Origin of the sequence: Kribbella sp. C-35, from assembly GCF_046549195.1 — a bacterium.
Classification (GTDB): Bacteria; Actinomycetota; Actinomycetes; order Propionibacteriales; family Kribbellaceae; genus Kribbella.
On record NZ_JAJPWG010000001.1, the window covers coordinates 850,482 to 868,747 of the forward strand.

General features: G+C 69.1%; 22 protein-coding genes. 4 read left to right on the forward strand and 18 right to left on the reverse strand.

Features of this window, described 5'->3' with window-relative positions:
• Nucleotides 1–239: 239 nt before the first annotated feature.
• The 10 genes from ACLJOO_RS04405 to ACLJOO_RS04450 form a co-directional block, all read right to left on the reverse strand.
• Nucleotides 240–1,007 carry a hypothetical protein gene (locus ACLJOO_RS04405; RefSeq protein WP_410785517.1) on the reverse strand — a complete coding sequence of 256 codons (768 nt, stop codon included), beginning with the start codon at nucleotides 1,005–1,007 and terminating at the stop codon, nucleotides 240–242.
• A complete protein-coding gene (locus ACLJOO_RS04410) occupies nucleotides 1,004–1,900 on the reverse strand; it encodes an ATP-binding cassette domain-containing protein (RefSeq protein ID WP_410785518.1) in 897 nt (298 codons plus the stop codon). The genes ACLJOO_RS04405 and ACLJOO_RS04410 overlap by 4 nt, the downstream gene beginning before the upstream one ends.
• Complete coding sequence (locus tag ACLJOO_RS04415) at nucleotides 1,900–2,262, reverse strand: GntR family transcriptional regulator (protein ID WP_410785519.1); 363 nt, start codon at nucleotides 2,260–2,262, stop codon at nucleotides 1,900–1,902. Before ACLJOO_RS04415 ends, ACLJOO_RS04410 begins: the two co-directional genes overlap by 1 nt.
• A 56-nt stretch (nucleotides 2,263–2,318) precedes the next feature.
• Complete coding sequence (locus tag ACLJOO_RS04420) at nucleotides 2,319–3,059, reverse strand: GOLPH3/VPS74 family protein (RefSeq protein ID WP_410785520.1); 741 nt, start codon at nucleotides 3,057–3,059, stop codon at nucleotides 2,319–2,321.
• Nucleotides 3,052–3,261 carry a hypothetical protein gene (locus ACLJOO_RS04425; protein ID WP_410785521.1) on the reverse strand — a complete coding sequence of 70 codons (210 nt, stop codon included), beginning with the start codon at nucleotides 3,259–3,261 and terminating at the stop codon, nucleotides 3,052–3,054. The genes ACLJOO_RS04420 and ACLJOO_RS04425 overlap by 8 nt, the downstream gene beginning before the upstream one ends.
• 7 nt (nucleotides 3,262–3,268) lie before the next feature.
• Complete coding sequence (locus ACLJOO_RS04430; protein ID WP_410785522.1) at nucleotides 3,269–4,174, reverse strand: SPFH domain-containing protein; 906 nt, start codon at nucleotides 4,172–4,174, stop codon at nucleotides 3,269–3,271.
• A gap of 85 nt (nucleotides 4,175–4,259) precedes the next feature.
• Nucleotides 4,260–4,958, reverse strand: coding sequence for an aminotransferase class IV (locus tag ACLJOO_RS04435; RefSeq protein ID WP_410785523.1), 699 nt, complete (start codon nucleotides 4,956–4,958; stop codon nucleotides 4,260–4,262).
• Complete coding sequence (gene pabB, locus ACLJOO_RS04440; RefSeq protein WP_410785524.1) at nucleotides 4,955–6,310, reverse strand: aminodeoxychorismate synthase component I; 1,356 nt, start codon at nucleotides 6,308–6,310, stop codon at nucleotides 4,955–4,957. Before pabB ends, ACLJOO_RS04435 begins: the two co-directional genes overlap by 4 nt.
• Nucleotides 6,311–6,351: 41 nt before the next feature.
• Nucleotides 6,352–7,131, reverse strand: coding sequence for a class I SAM-dependent methyltransferase (locus tag ACLJOO_RS04445; RefSeq protein WP_131334952.1), 780 nt, complete (start codon nucleotides 7,129–7,131; stop codon nucleotides 6,352–6,354).
• A gap of 72 nt (nucleotides 7,132–7,203) precedes the next feature.
• Entirely contained in the window at nucleotides 7,204–7,908 is a 705-nt protein-coding gene (locus ACLJOO_RS04450; RefSeq protein ID WP_241998293.1) for a metal-dependent transcriptional regulator, read from the reverse strand.
• 111 nt (nucleotides 7,909–8,019) lie between these two features.
• Here ACLJOO_RS04450 and ACLJOO_RS04455 point away from each other — a divergent pair, with 111 nt between their 5' ends.
• From ACLJOO_RS04455 to ACLJOO_RS04465, 3 genes are read left to right on the forward strand one after another with little or no spacing between them, the layout of a single operon-like run.
• On the forward strand, nucleotides 8,020–8,412 hold the full coding sequence (locus tag ACLJOO_RS04455; RefSeq protein ID WP_165549724.1) for a GntR family transcriptional regulator: 393 nt from the start codon (nucleotides 8,020–8,022) through the stop codon (nucleotides 8,410–8,412).
• Nucleotides 8,409–9,287 (forward strand): ABC transporter ATP-binding protein, encoded by an 879-nt coding sequence (locus ACLJOO_RS04460; RefSeq protein ID WP_410785525.1) that lies wholly within the window; start codon nucleotides 8,409–8,411, stop codon nucleotides 9,285–9,287. Before ACLJOO_RS04455 ends, ACLJOO_RS04460 begins: the two co-directional genes overlap by 4 nt.
• Nucleotides 9,284–10,327 (forward strand): ABC transporter permease, encoded by a 1,044-nt coding sequence (locus ACLJOO_RS04465; protein ID WP_410785526.1) that lies wholly within the window; start codon nucleotides 9,284–9,286, stop codon nucleotides 10,325–10,327. The genes ACLJOO_RS04460 and ACLJOO_RS04465 overlap by 4 nt, the downstream gene beginning before the upstream one ends.
• On the opposite strand, the gene ACLJOO_RS04470 is transcribed toward ACLJOO_RS04465, so the two are convergent.
• The 3 genes from ACLJOO_RS04470 to ACLJOO_RS04480 form a co-directional block, all read right to left on the reverse strand.
• Nucleotides 10,293–11,582, reverse strand: a complete 1,290-nt coding sequence (locus tag ACLJOO_RS04470; protein ID WP_410785527.1) for an APC family permease — start codon at nucleotides 11,580–11,582, stop codon at nucleotides 10,293–10,295. The two genes, ACLJOO_RS04465 and ACLJOO_RS04470, sit on opposite strands and share 35 nt — an antisense overlap.
• Nucleotides 11,539–12,063 (reverse strand): hypothetical protein, encoded by a 525-nt coding sequence (locus ACLJOO_RS04475; protein ID WP_410785528.1) that lies wholly within the window; start codon nucleotides 12,061–12,063, stop codon nucleotides 11,539–11,541. The genes ACLJOO_RS04470 and ACLJOO_RS04475 overlap by 44 nt, the downstream gene beginning before the upstream one ends.
• Before the next feature lie 77 nt (nucleotides 12,064–12,140).
• Complete coding sequence (locus ACLJOO_RS04480) at nucleotides 12,141–12,698, reverse strand: TetR/AcrR family transcriptional regulator (protein WP_410785529.1); 558 nt, start codon at nucleotides 12,696–12,698, stop codon at nucleotides 12,141–12,143.
• A gap of 74 nt (nucleotides 12,699–12,772) precedes the next feature.
• Here ACLJOO_RS04480 and ACLJOO_RS04485 point away from each other — a divergent pair, with 74 nt between their 5' ends.
• Nucleotides 12,773–13,027: a hypothetical protein gene (locus ACLJOO_RS04485; protein ID WP_327637632.1), complete on the forward strand. Its 255-nt coding sequence runs from the start codon at nucleotides 12,773–12,775 to the stop codon at nucleotides 13,025–13,027.
• A gap of 391 nt (nucleotides 13,028–13,418) precedes the next feature.
• Here ACLJOO_RS04485 and ACLJOO_RS04490 read toward each other — a convergent pair whose 3' ends face one another.
• The 5 genes from ACLJOO_RS04490 to ACLJOO_RS04510 all read right to left on the reverse strand — a co-directional run bounded on the left by ACLJOO_RS04490 (nucleotide 13,419) and on the right by ACLJOO_RS04510 (nucleotide 18,180).
• On the reverse strand, nucleotides 13,419–14,255 hold the full coding sequence (locus tag ACLJOO_RS04490) for a class II fructose-bisphosphate aldolase (protein WP_410785530.1): 837 nt from the start codon (nucleotides 14,253–14,255) through the stop codon (nucleotides 13,419–13,421).
• Between the two features lie 8 nt (nucleotides 14,256–14,263).
• Nucleotides 14,264–15,178: a 1-phosphofructokinase family hexose kinase gene (locus tag ACLJOO_RS04495; protein ID WP_410785531.1), complete on the reverse strand. Its 915-nt coding sequence runs from the start codon at nucleotides 15,176–15,178 to the stop codon at nucleotides 14,264–14,266.
• Nucleotides 15,166–16,296, reverse strand: a complete 1,131-nt coding sequence (gene nagA, locus ACLJOO_RS04500) for an N-acetylglucosamine-6-phosphate deacetylase (RefSeq protein ID WP_410785532.1) — start codon at nucleotides 16,294–16,296, stop codon at nucleotides 15,166–15,168. The genes ACLJOO_RS04495 and nagA overlap by 13 nt, the downstream gene beginning before the upstream one ends.
• Nucleotides 16,293–17,240, reverse strand: a complete 948-nt coding sequence (locus ACLJOO_RS04505; protein ID WP_410785533.1) for an ROK family protein — start codon at nucleotides 17,238–17,240, stop codon at nucleotides 16,293–16,295. The genes nagA and ACLJOO_RS04505 overlap by 4 nt, the downstream gene beginning before the upstream one ends.
• Nucleotides 17,241–17,544: 304 nt before the next feature.
• On the reverse strand, nucleotides 17,545–18,180 hold the full coding sequence (locus tag ACLJOO_RS04510; RefSeq protein ID WP_410785534.1) for a TetR/AcrR family transcriptional regulator: 636 nt from the start codon (nucleotides 18,178–18,180) through the stop codon (nucleotides 17,545–17,547).
• Nucleotides 18,181–18,266 lie beyond the last annotated feature (86 nt).

Below are 18,266 nucleotides of genomic sequence, written 5' to 3' on the forward strand. Positions count from 1 at the left end.
CGGGTCCGTGGAGGCCGGCAGACCCCGTCACCGGTCTACCTCGGTGGGGATCCCCACCGCGAGGGCCCTCGGTTTCCGTTCGACCCGCCACTCCGATCGAAGCAGCGTGTCGACCTTTCTACCGCTGTCGACGGGCCCGGCACAACCCTTTCCTGGCAACAGTTTCGGTCGTCCACAGTGATACCGCAGCCATCCACAGAAACCGCCCGGGTTATACACACCCCCTGTGCATAACCCCCTTAGCCCTTGGGTGGTTTCACTGCCATCGGGTGCAGGAGCCGATACCCGCCGTACACGCCGAGCATGCTGACCACGAGGACGGAGGGTACGGCGACGGCGAGTGGCGGCCGGTGGTAACCGATGTTGTTCAGCACGTCCGCGAGCCACTGCGCGACGAGCAGGAACTCGGCCGCCGCCGCGGGTACGAGGGCGAGCGGCAGCAGCAGGATGCCGCGCCAGAATCCGAACCGGACGAACGTGATGCCGAGCAGCCAGCCCGTCACCTCGTGGGCGACGATCATCAGGAAGAATTCGGCGAACACCAGCCCGACCTGCGACGTACCGGTGAACAGGTGCGGGTTGGTCAGTTTGTCGGGCCAGTCCTGCCACGCGTACAGCGCGTGTTCAACCTGGTAGACCACCACCCACACGAGCGAGGTGGCCGCCGCGGCGGCCGCGAGATAGATGCCTGCGGCAACCGAAAACATCCGGCGGGTGATGCCCTGGGAGATCAGCAGCGCGAAGTACGCCGGGGTGACGGTGATACCGAGCGCCATCGAGAAGTACTTCGGCGACTGGGTTCCGTAGTCCCACGCGCTGGTGGTGACGCCGTTGGACAGGAGCTGGAAGAGGACACCGATGAGGAACAACGCGAAGACCATCACCGCCCAGTAGCCGAGCAGCATCGGTCGCAGGCCGACCGCCAACGCCCGCAGCACGTGCTTGAGCCGATGCCAGTCGGTGACCCCACGCGGCAACGCCCTGGTGGTCTGGACCGCCGTACTCATGACTTGACCCCCGTGAGATGGACGAAGAGATCTTGCAGGCCGACCGGGCCGATCTCGAGGCCGGCGGCCGTCGCCTGGGCGAGCAGCGCCGGGTCGAGGTCGCCGAGGACCGTGGTCGACTTCGTGCCGCCGAGCCGTTCCTCCGCGAGCACGGTGAAGCCGGCGGTGAACTCGTCGACGGCCGCGGCCGGGCCGACGATCGAGGCGCCGCGACCGCGGAGCGCGTCCACCGGCGACTGGGTGACGAGGCGGCCCTGGTCGAGGATCACGACCTCCTCGAGCATCGCGCTCACCTCGCTGACCAGATGGGTGGACAGCACGATCGTGCGCGGCACCTCGGCGTAGTCGGCGAGCAGCATGTCGTAGAAGAGGTTCCGGGACGGGACGTCCATGCCCAGGTAGCTCTCGTCGAAGATCGTCAGCGGAGCGCGGCTGGCGAGGCCGAGAACGACGCCGAGCGCGGACTTCTTACCGCGGGAGAGCTTCTGGATCTTCTTGTTCAGCGGGACCTCGAAGCGGTCCAGGAGGTCGCCGGCGAGATCGTCGTCCCAGTACGGGCGCAGCGCCGCGGACAGCCCGACCGCGTGCTTGACGGCTACGGCGTCCGGACGGTCACCGGACTCGCGGATCAGGCACACCCGGCTCGTCACGACCGCGTTCTCGTACGGCTCCTGCGCCGCACCGAGGTCGCCGCCCTCGATCAGCACCCGTCCCTCGTCAGGCCGCCGGAAACCGGCCAGGGTCGCCGCGAGCGTGCTCTTGCCGGACCCGTTCCGGCCGAGCAGCCCATGGATCTTCCCCGGCGCGAGCCGCAGATCGAGCCGGTCCAGCGCAGGCACACCGGCGAACCGGACCGAGAGATCCTCGGTCCTGACAGTCAGGGCGGCGGTCATCAGGATTCTCCATAGCTGCGGATGTGCTGCTGGATGTCTTTGAGGGGGATGCCGATTGCCTTGGCTTCGCGGATCATCGGGTCGACGACGTCGGCGAAGAACGAGTCGCGGCGGCCGGTGCGGAGCAGGTCGCGGGCGTTCGGCGCGACGAACATGCCGATCCCGCGTTTCTTGTAGAGGACGCCGTCGTCGACCAGCTGGGCGAACCCCTTGGCCGCGGTGGCCGGGTTGATCCGGTAGAAGGCGGCGTACTGGTTGGTCGACATCACCTGCTCGTCCTCGGCCAGCGCGCCGGTCACGATGTCGTTCTTGATCTGCTCGGCGATCTGCAGGTAGATCGGACTCCGGTCGTCGAACACCATCCCACCCCCTTCCTCGGTTCATTACCTGAGTAACGAACCATAGCACCACCCTCGGGTCAACCTCCCGCTGAAGCCTGCGACTGCTGGAGCGACTTCTTCAGGGCCGGTACGACGGGACCGACGCGGACCGCGAGCTGGGCGAGGCGATCTTTGTGCCGGGCCCGCTGCTCCTTCGTGACGACGGTGCGCAGATCGGCCGTGGACGCGAGTACGACGACGGCGGCGTCGCGGAGGTCGACTCGCGAGACGAGCCGGGACGGTCGCAGGGTGTCGCGGGCGCTCTGGAGGATGTGGCGGCGTACCAGAGGGTGGCGCAGCGTGATGCGGGCTGCCGGGAAGATGCCGAGGACGCGATACGGCTCGACCTTGATCAGGTGTGCGCGGGCGAGCTCATCGCGCACCTGACGGACAGTCACGCCCGCCCGCCGATCGATCCAGTGCCGCCACCGCCGCGGCCCCACCGCCCGCAACTCCTCGAGCACCGCTGCAACCACCGGATCCACCGGCGCGGCCGAGCGCGATCCCGGCGTCGTGACCCGCGCCCGCCCGCCGTCGTCTTCGATGTACCCGTTCAGCTGCAGATCGACGAGCACCGCCGCCCGCAGCACCTTCCCCAGCTTCGACCGCGCCGTCAGCCGCCCGCGCTCGGGATCGTAGGCCAGCAGAAAAACCCTTGCAGCCAAGGAGTCCGGGGCAGTCGCGTTGCCGAGCGCAACTGTCTTTCGGGGCCTGGCCGGCCGCCTGGCCGACGTCGAGCGTTCCGGCCGCCGCAGCGGCGTCACCACAGCTCTACTCATCGTTGTCCTCCTTGGACGGGCGGCCCGGGCGACGTTGTTTCGTCACACCGGTCGGGAGGCGACCGGCGTCGGCCAGGGCACGGCGGAGCAGGAACTCGATCTGGGCGTTCGTGCTGCGCAAGTCGTCGGCCGCCCAGCGGGCGAGCGCGTCGTGCACCGCGGGATCCAGCCGGAGCAGGATCTTCTTCCGTTCGACAGGCACCGCGGCCTCACTGGTAGAGCGAGCCGGCGTTGACCACCGGTTGCGCGTCGCGATCGCCGCACAGCACCACGAGCAGGTTGCTGACCATCGTCGCCTTACGCTCCTCGTCGAGCTCGACCACCTCGTGCTCCGACAGCCGGTCCAGCGCCAGCTCGACCATGCCGACCGCACCTTCGACGATCCGCTGCCGGGCCGCGACTACTGCACCGGCCTGCTGGCGACGCAGCATCGCCTGGGCGATCTCCGGCGCGTACGCGAGATGCGTGATCCGGGACTCGATCACCCGGACACCGGCCGCGTGCACGCGGGCGCCGATCTCCGCCGACAGCGTCTCGGTGATCTCGTCGGTGCTGTCCCGCAGCGACATCCCACCATCCTCGGTGTGGACGTCGTACGGGTAGCTGTTGGCGATGTGCCGGACGGCGGTCTCGGTCTGGATCGCCACGAACTCGACGAAGTCGTCCACCTCGAACATCGCCTGCGCGGTGTCCTCGACCTGCCACACGACGACCGCGGCGATCTCGATCGGGTTGCCGTCGGCATCGTTGACCTTGGCAACGGCTGTCTCGTGGTTGCGGATCCGGGTCGAGACCTGACGCCGCGTGGAGATCGGATTCACCCAGCGCAGACCGTCCGTCCGGATCGTCCCGGCGTACCGCCCGAGAATCTGCAGCACCCGGGCCCGCCCCGGCGAGACCGCGGTCAGTCCGCCCGCGACGATCAGCGCGGCCAGGAACACCAGGATCCCCAGCGTGATCAATACGCCGTTGCCGTTCGCGGCGCCGAGCACGAACAACAGAACACCGACGACCGCCAGCACGAACGCCAGCGCCGCCATCGGCCACCCGTTCAGCTCCCGCCCCACGCGCTCGGTCACCTTCGGCGCCGGCATATCCACCGCGACATCCACCATCACAAGCTCCTCTCGAATAGCTCCAAGGTAGCAAAGTGATATCACATTTACAAGACGGCTCCGCGCAGAGCTCTGGTGAAGGGAATCAGGGGAGGCGAGTGGCCAGGGACTCGAGGTGGGACTGCCAGAGGGTGGCGTGGGAGTTGGGGAGGGGGTCGATGGCGGAGGGGCCCCAGGCGTGGATGGGGCGGATGCCGTGCAGTGCGTTGACGAGCCAGGCCTCGGTGGTGTTCTGCAGGGTGTCGGGACTGATCGAGTGCTCGGCAACCTCGACGCCCTGGTTGGCGGCGATCCGGCGGAGCAGTTGGGCGGTGACCGAAGGGAGCAGCGGGCGGTCGGGCTCCGGGAAGCAGAGGGTGTCGTCCTCCCACCACGCGACGGCCGAGTACGCCGCCTCGAGAACCGTCCCGTCGGTGTCCAGCAGCAGGATCTCGTCGGCGCGGTCGGCCGCGGACTCCTTCAGCTTGCCGAGCAGCTCAAGATCCGGCCCCTTCACCCGCGGTGCCGTCCGCGGATCCGGTCCGTCGTGTACGGCGACCCGCACCCGGCCACCGATCGGCGGCGCCGGCCGCAGCTGCACCGCCAGCTCTCCCGGCGCCAACAGCTCGAACCGCGGGAACCACCGTCCGAACCCCGGCAACCGCCCGATCTGCTCGTCCCAGAACCGCTCCGCCGCCACCCCGGCCGCGGCACAGGACCGGACGAACCGGTCCCGGTGCAGCTCCAGTCCCCGAACCTTGCCATTGGCAACCAGAAACGAATCCGCCACCAACAGTTCTGTCATTCTCCCCCACCCAATCCCTGTCGACGTCCGCCGACGGCAGCCGTTGCCTTCAGCACCATTTCGTCGTACTCCGCGACCGGGTCGGAGTCGAGCACGATCGCACCCCCGGCCCCGACCATCGTCTCGTCCGGTGTCAGCACCGCCGTCCGGATCACCACGCTCAGGTCCGCCCGCCCGTCCACGGTCAGGTAGCCGAGCGCACCGGAGTACACCCCACGCGCACTCCACTCCAACGAGTCGATGATCTCCATCGTGCGGATCTTCGGCGCGCCCGTCATCGACCCCGGTGGGAAGCACGCCCGGACGGCGTCCACCGCGGTCACGCCGTCGCGCAGCCGGCCGCGGACGGTCGTCACCAGTTGGTGCACGGTGCGGTAGCTCTCGACCTGCATCAGCTGCGGCACGTTCACGGTCCCCGGCACGCTGACCCGGCCCAGGTCGTTGCGGATCAGGTCGACGATCATCAGGTTCTCGGCGCGGGTCTTGTCGTCCTCTGCCAGCGCCTTCGCCGCGAGCTGGTCCTGCGCCGGGTCGAGGTCGCGCGGCGCGGTCCCCTTGATCGGCCGGCACTCGGCCCAGCCGTCCGCGTCCACGGTCAGGAACCGCTCCGGCGACGAGCTCGCCACCGCGAGATCGCCGTACCGCAGAAAGGCGGCGTACGGCGCCGGGTTCGCGGACCGCTGCCAGCGGAAGAACTCGAACGGGTCCTGGACCGCCGGCAGCCGGACCCGGTTCGTCAGGTTGACCTCGTACGTCTCGCCGGCCTCGAGCTCGGCCAGGACGCGCGCGATGCCGGCCAGGTACGTCGCGCGGTCCTGCTCCAGGTGCGCCTCGAGATCCAGCCGGGCGATCGCCGGTACGTCGACGCTCCCCATCCACCAGTTCGACGCGGCCTCCTCGGCCTTGCCCAACCAGTCCTCGCCGTCGCCGAGAGCCACCAGGTACGTGAGGTCCCGGTCGTGGTCGATGACGACGAACCGGTTCGCCCAGATCCACAGCGCGTCCGGCGTCGGGGCCTCGTACGCCGCCACTCCCCCGGTCAGCGCCTTCAACTCGTAGCCGAAGTACCCGACGTACCCGCCGCAGAACAGCCCGTCCAGCTCGGGCGGCGGCTCCGCGGCTCGGGCGGCCAGCAGCTCGTTCAGTTCGGTGAAGACATCGGCGTCGGTCACGTCCCGGGTGATGACGTCGTCGGTCGTCGTACCGAGGATTGAAACCCGACGGGGTGCGCGGTCGGTCAGGCTGCCGTCGAGCCAGTACGCGACCGGCTCGGCGGCCAGCAGCTCGCGGTAGACCGTCTCACCGTCGAGCGCCCGGTCGAGCGTCCGGACAATCCAGCGCAGCGCACTCACACGCACACGGTACCGAGCCGGTGCCGATTCGTGGGCGTGGATCAGGACGTGGTCAGTGCCACCTTGGTCCGCATCGCGGTGATCCGGCGGATCGGGATCGCGACCTCGAGCCCGTCCTTGGACTCGGCGCGGTCCGCGAGCCAGGCCGCCGCGGTGTCCCGGCGGACGTCCGGCGTACCCGGGAGGTAGAGCGCGTTCACCAGCCGCATCGCGTCGTCGCGGCTGTGGATCATGTACACGTACCGCTCGCGCTGGCTCTCCATCACGTCGAACCCGGCGTGCTTCAGCTGGTCCTTCAGCTCGGTGATCTCACCACCGGCCGGGAACTGCGGCGTCGACCGCAGGCGCGTCGTCAGACCGCTGAGCGTGCGGATGTCACCGCGCCGCAGCGGCCGTACGGCGGGCACGATCGCGGCCAGGACACCGCCCCGCCGCAGTACCCGTGCCGCCTCCGCGAGGACGTCGGCCAGCGGCTGGAGGACCATCAGGCCCATCGAGCACGTGACGACGTCGAAGACCTCGTTCGCGAACGGCAGGTGCAGCGCGTCCGCCCGTACCTTCGGACCGGGCGCACCGGCGAGCTGGGCCGCGTTGTTGTCGACCCCGACGACCCACCGCCCGTACAGCTCCCGCGCCACCGGCCCGTTGCCGCAGGCCAGGTCGAGCACCCTGCGCGCCTCACCCGAGACAGCACGGACGAGCCAGCGGTACGGCGTGTGGTCGCCGGCCACCGCACGTGACAACAGGGCTTCGGTACTGCCTGGAGCCGCGGTGTGGAACTCCCGCAGGTACTCCGGCCAGTTGATCGCATTCTCAGACATCGCGGCCCGAACCTACCGGCTGGCGACCCGGCGTGCCCCGCCGGGTGCTCAGCGTTAACGCATTGTTGACTGTCAGACTCTGCTGACGAAGATGTGGCCTGCGGTTTCGTCGGTGATGACGCCGCCGGCTTCGCGACTCCCGACCAGGACACCCTCGGCGTCCAGCGTGGAGTCGACCTCACGGCCGGGCAGTGCCCCGGCCCGGCGCAGGACCGCCATCGCGAAGTCGTCCGTCTGCACCGGCTCGGCGATCCGCCGTACCAGCACTCGCACGCTCTCCCCGGTGGCCGCGTCGAGGACCTGGTCCAGGGGCTCGACACCGACCCGGAAGTCCCCGATGTCGCTGACCTGGTGGTCCTTCTGCAGCTCCTCCAGGCCCGGAATCGGGTTGCCGTACGGCGACTCGGTCGGGTTGCCGAGGAGCTGGAGCAGCCGCAGCTCGACCGCGTCGCTCATCACGTGCTCCCAACGGCAGGCCTCGGCGTGCACATCCTCCCACTCGAGCCCGATCACGTCGACCAGCAGGCGCTCGGCCAGGCGGTGCTTACGCATCACGCGGACCGCCTGCTTGCGGCCGACGTCGGTGAGCTCCAGGTGGCGGTCGCCCTCCACCTTGATCAGACCGTCGCGTTCCATCCGGGCGACCGTCTGACTGACCGTCGGACCGGACTGGTGGAGCCGCTCGGCAATCCGCGCGCGCAGCGGCAGGATGCCCTCTTCTTCCAGTTCGTAGACGGTCCGCAGGTACATCTCGGTGGTATCGATCAGCTCGCTCACGACAACCATTCTCACCTATGTAGGCAAGCCTCACCCAATTCGAGGCGGCTCTTGACTCCGGCATGCCGAGTACATCTATAGTGCTAGTTACATAGATGAATGGGGTTATGAATGATCGAGTTCCATCTGGACGGGCGGTCGGGGGTTTCGCCGTACCAGCAGATCGTTCAGCAGGTCCGGAACGCGTTGCGGCTCGGACTGCTGCGGGAGGGTGACCAGCTGCCGACCGTGAAGGACGTGGTGGCGGCGCTGGCGATCAACCCGAACACCGTGCTCAAGGCGTACCGCGAACTCGAGCACGAAGGCCTGGTACAGGCCCGGCCCGGGCGCGGCACGTTCGTCACCCGGACCCTCACCGACAACACACTCGCCGCCCACGGCCCGCTCCGCCAGGACCTCCGCCGCTGGCTGGCCAAGGCCCGCAAGGCCGGGCTCGACGACGAGAGCATCGAGGCGTTGTTCCTGACCACCTTTCGGTCCGCCGCTCAGGAGGACATAGCGTGACAAGTGTTCTGCAGGCCCATGGGTTGGGGAAGAAGTATGGGCGGCGCTGGGCGCTGACCGATTGTGAATTGGAAGTGCCGGCTGGGCATGTGGTCGGTCTCGTGGGGCCCAACGGGGCTGGTAAAAGTACGTTGCTGAATCTGGCGGTCGGGATGCTGACGCCGAGCGCTGGTTCGGTCGAGGTGCTCGGAGGGCCGCCGGGGGCACAGCAGGCCAAGGTCGGGTACGTCGCCCAGGACACCCCGACGTACGCACGGTTGAGCGTTGCCGATCACCTGCGGCTCGGCGCCCGACTCAACCCGGCATGGGACGAATCCCTTGCACAGCAGCGACTCCAGCACCTTCGATTCGATCCGAAGCAGCGTGCGGGCAGACTGTCCGGTGGTCAGCGCGCACAGCTCGCGCTCACGCTCGGGCTTGCCAAGCGACCCGATCTGCTGATCCTGGACGAGCCGGTGGCGGCGCTCGATCCGCTGGCCCGGCGCGAGTTCCTCCAGGACCTGATGGAGGCGGTCGCCGAGCAGGAGTTGAGCGTCGTACTGTCCTCGCACCTCGTCTCCGACGTCGAGCGGGCCTGCGACTACCTGATCGTGCTGGTGGAGTCGCGGGTGCAGGTCAGCGGCGAGATCGACACGTTGCTGGCGACGCACTTCCGGATCACCGGTCCGCGCCGGGACCAGAAGGACCTGCCGCGCGACCAGCATGTCGTGACGGCGAGCCACACCGACCGGCAGTCGACGTACCTGATCCGGACCGACAAGCCGATCCTGGATCCGGCCTGGACGGTCTCCCAACTCACGCTCGAGGACCTGGTACTGGCCTACATGGGCCGCGACGTCCAGCCCGAGCGCCCGGTCCTGGAGGTACAGCGATGATCTGGCTGACCTGGCGACAGTTCCGCGTCCAGTTCCTGGTGGTCGCGTCGGTGATCCTGGCGGCGGCGATCTTCCTGGCGGTGACCGGCCCCGGCCTGCTCGACAGCTACCACCGACTCACCGACACGTTCCTGCAGAGCCTCGGCTACGAGCGACTCAACCCGTTGCTGTACGTCGTCGGCCAGGTCCTGCTGTACGCCGTTCCGCCGGTGATCGGAGCGTTCTGGGGCGCACCCCTGATCTCTCGCGAGCTCGAGACCGGTACTCACCGGCTGGTGTGGAGCCAGAGCGTCTCCCGCCAGCGCTGGCTCGCCACCAAGCTCGGCCTCACCGGACTGGCCGCCATCGCGATCACCGGCGTACTGAGCCTCGCGGTGACCTGGTGGTCCGACCCGATCGACGACGCCGTCAATGCCGGGCAGGACTCGAACGTCTATCTGCCCCGCATGTTCCCGGCCGTCTTCAGCGCCCGCGGCCTGGTTCCGGTCGGGTACGCCGCGTTCGCGTTCGCGCTGGGCGTCGCGATCGGACTCGTCATTCGTCGCACCCTGGTCGCACTCGCGGTCACGCTGGCCGCAGTGATCCTGATCCAGGTTCTCACGCCGACGTTGATCCGGCCGCACCTGATGGCACCGACGGAGTCCTACCTCACCGTGAGCCTGGACAACCTGCGTGGCTTCATGCTGAGCGGCGACACCCAACCGCCACAGGTGAAGGCGATCGAGGTGACCAGCGGTTCCGTCGCGGCCTGGAAGCTGTCCGACCAGACCGTGGACAAGAACGGCAACAAGGTGAGCACGCTGCCGAGCTGGATGATCGACTGCGAGCCCGGACCGCCCAACGCCACCCCGCGCGTCCCGTCACCGAAGGCCACCGCGTGCTTCCAGCGGCTCGCGGACGAAGGCTACCGGCAGCACATCAAGTACTTCGCGGCGGACAAGTTCTGGGCGTTGCAGTGGCGCGAATTCGGGTTGTTCGTGTTGCTGGCGTTGCTGCTGAGCGGGTTCAGCTTCTGGCGGATCCGGCGCGACCTGTCGTGAAACGCCGTACCAGCAGGGCTGCGGCGAGGATGGCCGCGGCGACGATCGCCGACGTCCACGGGAGGGTGACCGCGAGGACGATGCACCCGATCAGGCCGATCACGTTGACGGCGCGCGGCCAGCGGCGCTGATCGGCCGGCTGGGTGAAGGCGGAGGCGTTCGCGATCGCGTAGTACAGCAGGACGCCGAACGACGAGAAGCCGATCACGCCCCGCAGATCGGTGGTGAGTACGAGGATCCCGACCACCGCGGCGAGCGCGAGCTCGGCGTGGTGCGGGACCTGGTAGCGGGGATGTACGGCGGCCAGCCAGGTAGGCAGGTCGCGATTGCGGGCCATGGCGAGCGTGGTGCGGCCGATGCCGGTGATCAGGGCGAGCAGGGCGCCGAGGCTGGCGAGCGCGGCGCCGATCCGGACGATCGGTACCGCCCAGACCGCACCGACCCCGTCGACCGCGGCCGCGAGGGGCGCCGTGGTCGACGCGGGGTCGCCGGTCCGCAACAGCGCCAGCGCGACGGCAAGATAGATGCCGATGGCAATGACCAGCGCCACGAGGATCGCCCGCGGAATGGTTTTCGCCGGCTCCCGGACCTCCTCCCCCATGGTGGCGATCCGCGCGTAGCCGGCGAACGCGAAGAACAACAGGCCCGCCGACTGCAGGACGCCGTACGGCGAGGTGCTGGTCGTCTCGTGATGCTGCGGGGCACCTGTGAACAGGACGATCAGGACGAGGGCCAGTACGACGAGGGTGCAGGTGACGAGGATCCTGGTGAGGCGCGCCGTCCTCGTCACGCCGCGGTAGTTGACGGCCGCCAACGCGACGACCGCCGCGAGGGCGATCAGTCGTCGCAACCAGTTGATGTCGGTGACGTAGGTACCGAAGGTCAGCGCCATCGCGGCACACGACGCGGTCTTGCCGATCACGAAGCACCAGCCGGCGGCGAACCCCCACCACTCCCCCAGGCGCTCGCGCCCGTAGACGTAGGTGCCGCCCGACACCGGGTAGACGGCCGCCAACTGCGCCGACGACGCCGCGTTGCAGTAGGCAACAATCGCCGCTACCAGCAGCCCCACCAACAGCCAGGACCCAGCCGCATGCGCGGCCGGGGCCCAGACGGCGAACACTCCGGCGCCGACCATCGAGCCGAGCCCGATGACGACCGCATCCCCGACCCCCAACCGCCGCGCGAGCCCGGCCTGCGGCGCCGTCATGTCAGTGGCCTGCCGCCATCGCCGTTGCGATTTTGGCTTCGGCATCGGCGACGTCCTCCTTGGGGGCTTCGGGCATCAGGTCTGCCCACAGCGGCAGCATTTCACGCCGCGCCTCCAGCATGCCCAGCGGACGCGGGTAGAACCACACATGGAAGTGGGCCGAGCCGTCGCCCCAGCGGTAGACGTGCACCCGCGCGATGTCGCCGAGCGCGAGGATCGCCCGCTCGATGCGTGCGACGACCGGCCCGTAGCTTTGCGCGACCTTGTCCGGCAGGTCGGAGAACGAGTCGTGGTGAGTGCGGCTGGCCAGCCACACCACGCCCGGGATGGTCACCCCGGTGGCGCGGCACAGCGCCCAGTCGTCGTCGTACCAGAGCGGCGGTTCGTGTTCGGACTTCTCGAAGTCGGCGAGCCAGTCGCACAGACCGCAATGCGCGCCGCCGGGCTCACCGACGCGGGGCGGTTCGGGGATCACCCGGGGTTGCGGCTCGAGGCGGACCAGCGGTTCGGCGTACGGAAGTGTCATGGCGGTCTCCAGTGGTCAGGAGCTGATGATGCCGCCCAGTGAAACATGCCCGTTGCAAGAAATGCAACAGACATGTTTCAAGCTTCGATCACGCCGCGAAGGATCAGGTCGAGGGTGAGCCGCCGGGCCCGGGACCGCGACCAGTGGTGCCGGCCGCGCATGTGCACGTAGGTGAAGGCGGCCGAGACCATCAGCACCTCGGCGACGTCGCTGACCCGGCCGTGCGGGTGCAGCGTGCCGTCCGTCTCGCCCTCGCGGAGGAACCGCTCGAACGGGTCCAGGAACGAGACCGGCCCGTTGCGCGCCTGCTCCTGGTGGAAGACCAGATCCGACGACAGCATCAGCGGCAGATGCCGGTCGATGACGTCGAAGAGCGCCTCCAGCGTCCGGATCAGGCCTTCACGGCCGGACCCCGTGCCCGCGAGCACCGGCCACAACGAGTCCCGGTAGTCCTCGGCTAGCGCGTCGAGCAGCGAGTTCAGCAGCATCTCGACGGTGAATCCCTGCCGCCAGAGCGTGACGCGGGACCGCCCGACCTTCTCCGCGACCCGCTCCAGGGTCACGCCGGTCCAGCCGTGCTCGGCCAGTACGGCGATGGTCGCCGTCCGGAGCGTCTCGTCCACCGCCACCGTCATCCGCGGCCCCTCACTCTTGTGCAACGAGGTTGTTGCACTGCACGATGACTGTACCAACCACCGAGGGAGGACGCGTGGAGACCAGGACCGAGATCCAGGTGCGGTTCACCGACCAGGAGCGGGACGGCCTGACCGCGCTCGCGGCCGGTCTACGGGGAGTGGCCGAGTCCGACCTCACCGAGGAGGACGCCTTGGTCGCGGCGCTGGAGCTCGCGCTGACCCGCCTGATCGACGACTTCGAGGTCCCCGACCCGGCCGCCCGCGCACAGGTCCAACGCGCCCGCGACAACCTCCGAGCCAACTGGATCCGCGGCAGCGCGACCCTCTGATCAACCGCCCGCCACCCCAGGCGGATCCGCCCACACACACGCCCGCGTCCACCAACGGCGGGGATGTCCGGCGCCCCCAACACGAGGGGATATCCGTCCGCGTGTTGGGTTCTCCCCTCGCATACCAAGGGAGAACCCCTGACAAGAAGGGATATCCCCTCTTGCAGGATGTGGCCCGCCAGGCGCGGCCCCGGGCGTGGTGTGATCGGCAGCTCGACAGGAGGTGTCAGGTCTCCGGGTAGTGCACCTGAGCCTGCACACCTCCGTGCGTACACCGTCTCGCCGGTGCTCTACCTGTCGAGCGTGCACACATCCCACTGGCTGGCCGCATCCCGCGGGTGACGCAAGGCCCACGCATCAGGAGAACTCGGATGTCGCTTGGGAGCGGTGATCAGACCGCGTTAAGGACGGCGAGCAGGCGGGCGACCTCGGCGGCGACAGCGTCTCGGGCCGGCCCGAGGTACTTGCGGGTGTCGACCAGCTTCGAGTTCTCGGCGAGGACCTGGCGGACCTTGTCGGTGAAGACGTTGTTGAGGTGGGTGGCGATGTTGACCTTGGTCATGCCGGCCTCGACCGCGCGGGTCAGGTCGGGGTCCGCGACGCCGGAGGAGCCGTGCAGGACCAGCGGTACGGCGACGGCTTCGTGCAGGCGGGTGATGAGGTCGAAGTCGAGCGTCGCCGTACGCTCGGTCATCGCATGCGAGGAACCGACCGCGACCGCGAGCGCGTCCACACCGGTCGCTTCGGCGAAGGCGACGGCCTCGTCCGGACGAGTGCGGGCGCCGGGCGCGTGGACGCCGTCCTTGCCGCCGACCTCGCCGATCTCCGCCTCGACGAAGACACCGTGATCGTGGCAGAAGGCCGTCACCTCGGTGGTTGCCGCGACGTTGTCGGCGTACTCGAGCTTGGACGCGTCGTACATCACCGACGTGAACCCGAGCGAGACGGCCTCGGTGACCAGTTCCCGGTCCATCGCGTGGTCCAGGTGTACGACGACCGGCACCGTGGCGGCGGCCGCCGCAGCCAGTGTCGCGACTCCGATCGGCTTGAGCGCGCCGTGGTACTTCACCGCGTTCTCGCTGATCTGGAGGATCACCGGCGCACCGACCTGCTCGGCGCCCGCGATCAGCGCGATCGCGTGCTCCAGCTGGATCACGTTGAACGCGCCGACCCCACGACCGGCCTTGGCTGCAGCCAGCACGACCTCGGCACCGGATACCAACGGCATGAGTTCTCCTAATTCACAGTCACTTGAGGCTGCCAACGCCGATAGGCCGCCAGATCGATGTCTCCGGCAACAGGCGTTAACACTGCAGCAGCCGACGCGGCAACAGCAGATTTGAGTACGACGGACCAGTCCGGCTCCGGCGCCTCCGCGACCGCCGCGGCGACGACCGCCGTACACGCGTCACCCGCACCAGTCGGATTGCCGCGTACGGTCTCGACCGGCAACGCCCGCCAGACGCCCTTCTTGCTAGCGGCAACCATTCCGCGAGGACCGTCGGTGATCACGGCCGCGGTCGCACCGAGCGCGACCAGCTCCGAGGCGCCCTCCTCGACCTCCACGTCACCAACGGCAGCACGCAGTTCGGCAGCGTTCGCGCGCACCACGGCACCAGCACTCGCGGCGGCGTTCAGCGCATCGCCGCCCGCATCGATCACCGTCAGTACGTCGTGGTGCCGGGCGCGGACCGCGAGCTCGGCGTACGCGTCGGCCGGCAGTCCCGGCGGCAGGCTGCCCGAGCACGCGAGCACTCCGAGCCGTCCCCAGGGCATCCGGTCGCCGAACGCGCGCCACTCGTCCGCGGTCACCGTCGGCCCGGCCTCGTTGAAGATCGTGGCGTCCCCGTCGACATCGTTGACGATGGCAACGGTACGGCGGGTCTCGCCGACGATCGGGGTGAGCAGCGCGGTCAGCCCGGCGTCGAACAGCTCCTCGGCGACCAGCTCACCGGTGACCCCGCCGACGAATCCGAGCACCAGCACCTGATGCCCGAGCGTCGCCGCCACCCGCGCGACGTTCACGCCCTTGCCGCCTGCGCGCCGCCGGATCCGGTCGACGCGATGGCTCCCGCCGACCTGCAGCTCCTCGACCTCGTACGTGACGTCCAGCGCGAGGTTGAGGGTGACGGTTCCGATCAGTCCAGCCACGACCCGGCCCGCATGACCTTCTGGACGGCGTACTCGTCGTCGAGCAGCACCAGGTCCGCCCGCTTGCCGGTCTCGATCGAGCCCACGTCGTACCAGCCGAAGGCCTGGGCCGGGGTCGTCGACGCCATCCGCGACGCGTCCACCAGCGACGTCCCGGCCCGCACCGCGTTGCGGTAGGCAACATCCATGGTCAACGTACTGCCGGCGATCGAGTGGGTGCCGTGGGCAAGTGTCACCAGGCCGTCCTTGACGTCGACCTCGAGTCCGCCGATCTTGTACCGGCCTTCCGGCATCCCGGTGGCCTCCATCGCGTCGGTGATCAGCGCGATCCGGTTCACGCCCGCGGCCGCAAGGGCGACCCGGACCACCTGCGGGTCCAGGTGCAGCCCGTCGTTGATCACCTCGAGCAGCAACCGCTCGTCGTTGATCGCCGCGCCGACCGGACCGGGATCGCGGTGGTGGAACGGCCGCATCCCGTTGAACAGGTGCGTCGCCACCGTCGCACCGGCGTCGGCTCCCGCGACCATCTGCTCGTACGTCGCGTCCGTGTGCCCGAGCGCTGCGACCGCGCCGGCGTCGACGACCTGGCGAATCGCGTCCAGCCCGTTCTCCAGCTCCGGCGCGATCGTCACCATCTTCACCGCGTCGCTCAGCACCGTCGCGACATCGTCCTTGAGCGGCGGCCGCAGCAGCGACGGCTCGTGCGCGCCACATCGCGCCTCGGACAGGAACGGTCCTTCGAGGTGCACGCCAGCGATGACACCGTCTGCGATCAGCTCCGCCAGGCACGCCGTCTGCGCGACCAGGTCATCGAGCGGCGCCGTCACCAGGCTGGCCAGCGTGGTCGTCGTACCGTGCTTGCCGTGGAAGGCCGCGACCTTGCGCGCCTCCTCCGGATCGGTGGTCGAGTACGACGACCCGCCACCGCCGTGCGTGTGGATGTCGACGAAGCCCGGGACGACGGTCACGTCACCGAGGTCCTCGGGCCGCTTGCCGTCGGCCGGCATCCCCTCGGAGCGCCGCCCGAACGCGCGGATGTCCTCGCCCTCCACCTGGATCCAGGCGTTCTCCAGTACGTCGTCGGGCGTCACCACCCGGCCCACGCGGTACGTGGTCACAGCTCCTCCTCGTCTGCACGGTCCCAGGCCATCTGCGCGGCGCCGAGCATGCCGGCCTCCTCGCCGAGGACCGCAGCCACGATCTCAGGTTCGCGCTGGAACGTCAGTCGCGCGTGTACACCTTCGCGCAGCGGCTGCAGGAGTGTCTCGCCGGCGCCCACCAGACCGCCGCCGATCGCGATCCGGGTCGGGGCGACCAGGGTCGTGTAGAGCACCAGCGCGTCGACCAGCGCGGCCAACGCGTCGCGCCAGACCTGTGCGGCGTCCGGGTCCCCGGCCGCGAGCAGTTCCATCACCTCGCGGGCGCCGTCGACGGTCCGTCCGGTGCGGGCGGCGTACCGCCTGGCGAGCGCTGCCGCGGACGCGACCGTCTCGAGGCAGCCCCACTGACCGCAGGCGCAGAGTTCGGCGGCATCGCCGTGGATGAACTTGGAGTGGCCGAGCTCACCGGCGTACCCGTCGCCGCTGACAAGGGAACCGTCGACGATCATCGCCGCCGCGATCCCGGTGCCGAGCGGGAGGAACATCGAGTTCGTGGTTCCGGCCAGCGCGCCGTGCCGCAGTTCGGCGTACCCGCCGGCACGGACGTCGTGGGCGAGCACGATCGGCTCGCCGTCGCCGACCGCGGCTTTCAGCTCGGCGAGGACCGGCGTACCGGTCCATTCGAGGTTCTCGGCGCCGACCGTGCCGTGTTCGGCGTCGATGACACCGGGGACGACGACACCGATGGCGCGCACGCGATGACCCTCCGCGGTCGCCTTCTGGCTGAGCTCGACGACGGTCTCCAGCAGGGCGTCGAGCACGGCACGGCCACCGTCTCGTGCGTCGGCCCGGGGCGTCGGCCTGGTCTCGCGGTGCAGCACGGCACCGTCGGCGGCGACCAGGCCGCACTTCATCCGGGTTCCACCGAGGTCGACGGCAACCACGACTTCACAGGGGTCCACGGAGCGCCATTATGCAGCGTTACCCGGCAGTCCGAACATCCATGAGCAAAACCCGGACAATCTCACACGGACCAGTGCGCAATCTGGTCCTAGGGTGTGTCTCCCAATTCCACGCCGTAGCGAGCAGGTGCTCGGCGGAGTGCCTCGGCGTGCTGGAGCGGAGGGTTCGATGTGGTTTCATCGTGCCCTTCGCTCCAGCACGGCGAGGTGCCCGCCGAGTGCCGCGCAGTAGGCGTGGGATTGGGAGACACACCCTCTCAGCCTGACTGGTAACCGTGGGCAGGGAATCCACGGTTTCCAGGTGTCAGGAACGCAGGCCGTGGTCGAACGCGGCCACCAGGAAGGCGACCAGATTGCCGGCCAGTTTGCTCGGGTCCTCCGAGTCCCTGACGCCGGCGGCACCCGGCGTCGGGGACAGTGCCTGCGACTGATGGAGCGCGAGCAGGCCGAGCATGTTCATGTACCCGAAGGCGACCGCCTCCGGTGAGGCCTGCGGCAACGCCTGCTGCAGCGCCGCCAGGTACCTGCTCTCGATCGGCTCCGACTCGACCGCGTACAACTCACGGATCCGCCGGCTCGGATCGAACGCGATCCGGCCGATGAACCGTGCGATCACGGCGCCGCGCTCACCGCGGCGCAGCACCAGTTCCAGTCCGGGCTCGACGAAGGCCCGGATCAGGGCCTCCGGTGTCGGCGGAGCGCCCGCCTCCAGTTGGTCCAGCCGGCGCCGCCGTTCGGTGTTGACCGGCGCCATCGCCCGCGCCACGGCCGCGCGGAGCAGGGCTTCTTTCGAGCCGAAGTGATAGTTGACCGCCGCGATGTTCGCTGCTGCCGCGACCGTGATGGCGCGCAGCGATGTTCCCTCGTAACCCCCTTCACCGAATCGTTGCTCGGCGACGTTGAGCAACCTCTCCCGGGTCGTTTCGACCGGTGTCTCCACAGAGTTCTCCTTCCCCCCAGCTACCGCTCGCGCAGGCACCCCACCTGCTCACGCGCAGTAGCCTGCAGTCAGCATAGTTCAAACGG